At 74.4% G+C, this 1401-nt stretch carries 3 protein-coding genes; 1 reads left to right on the top strand and 2 read right to left on the bottom strand.

Going from position 1 to position 1401, the window contains the following annotated elements:
* Positions 1 to 258: DUF4229 domain-containing protein (locus G5C62_RS27025; protein WP_241176172.1), on the bottom strand; the 258-nt coding region annotated here is incomplete at its 3' end.
* Positions 251 to 688 (bottom strand): Lrp/AsnC family transcriptional regulator, encoded by a 438-nt coding sequence (locus tag G5C62_RS27020; RefSeq protein WP_036333160.1) that lies wholly within the window; start codon positions 686 to 688, stop codon positions 251 to 253. The genes G5C62_RS27020 and G5C62_RS27025, both read right to left, overlap by 8 nt.
* Before the next feature lie 130 nt (positions 689 to 818).
* Between G5C62_RS27020 and G5C62_RS27015 the strand changes: the two genes are divergently transcribed.
* The gene (locus G5C62_RS27015; RefSeq protein ID WP_164703413.1) at positions 819 to 1124 is read left to right on the top strand and encodes a hypothetical protein; all 306 of its coding nucleotides are present in this window, start codon (positions 819 to 821) and stop codon (positions 1122 to 1124) included.
* The last annotated feature ends 277 nt before the right edge of the window (positions 1125 to 1401 follow it).

Below are 1401 nucleotides of genomic sequence, written 5' to 3'. Positions count from 1 at the left end.
CACCAGGGCACCGGTCAGCTGCTCGCGCACCCGGCCCAGCGCCAGGTAGGACACCGGCATCGCCAGCAGCACCCCGAACAGGAAGCCGGGGGTGCCGGGCAGCCCGAGCACCCACAGCAGCCCGATCAGCGCCGCGGCGATCGCCAGCCGACCGAGGGTGTAGATCGCCAGCCACTTCGCGACACCACCCCGGCTCGGCGCCCCGCCGTCGGTGCCCCCGGGCACGGACGCCCCGGCTGCCCTCATCTGCTCAGCCACGACGGCCCTCCCACTTGGTCGACAGCACCACGGTCGTCCGGGTGCGTGCGACGCCCCGGACCCTGTTCAACGCACTGATGGTGTCCTCCAGTGCCCGGATGTCGGGAACCCGCACCTTGAGCACGTACCCCTCGCTGCCGGCGACGCGCCAGCAGTCCTCCACCGACGACAGCTCCGCCAGTGCCGCTTCCAGCCCGGTGTCGTCGACCTGGTCGCTCTCGATCACCCCGACCAGGGCGGTGACGCCGAGCCCGACCGAGGCCGGGTCGACCACGGCCTGGTAGCCGGTGATCACACCGGCGGCCTCCAGCTTGCCGACCCGCTCGTGCACCGAGGGGGCCGAGAGCCCGACCTGCCGGGCGAGCTCGGCGTAGCTGGCCCGGCCGTTGGCCCGCAACAGGCTGATCAGCTGCTCGTCGACCGCGTCGATGTCGCCCTCCGGCTCCTCGGGTGCGCGCCCGGCGGACCGCCGGCGCAGGGCCCACCCCGGTCGGGCAGGAGATCACCGGGTCCGAGTATCGCCGCGGTCGTACATTGGTGGCGATGAGGGGGGTGGCCCGATGGTCTTCCTGGTGATGTTGGTGATCGCGGTGGCCGTGGTCGTGCTGGTGATGCGCGCCGCGTCGGCGCAGGACGGTGGCCTCGGCTGGCCCGGCGAGCCTGGTGAGGGCTCCGGCCTCGGCTGGCCGGACCGCGACGGCGCCACGCACCCCCCGGCCGCCGAGACGACGGATTCCACCATCACGGTGGCCGTGGCGCCGGCGGGCGGGGACCAACGACCGGACCGGCGCCGGTCCGGTTGGCGCCGGTGGCTCGGTGGGAGCCCGGCCGCCTCGTCCGCGCGGTCGGGCAGCGACGCCGCCTGAGCAGGACGCCGAGGCGCAGCGAGCCGTCAGCCCCGGAGGGTTGACGGCTCGTGGTGCGTCCGGGAGTGGGCCCGCTGGCCCGCGGGTCTCAGTTCAGGCTGCCGTCGTCCCGACGGGCCCGTCGCTCCAGCTCACGCAGGAACTCCGGATCGTCGTCCGCTGCCGCAGCGCGGCCGCGACGATCGGGTCGACGCGGGCACCGTTCCCCGCCGAGTGCCTACCCACGGTGAACTCGACCGCGCTCAGTCATGCGGTCAGGATGACACGGTGCGCGCCC

The organism is Modestobacter sp. KNN46-3 (genome assembly GCF_011039295.1).
The sequence above is the reverse complement of the archived record's forward strand: the minus strand, read 5'-3'. Positions and strand labels throughout refer to the sequence as shown.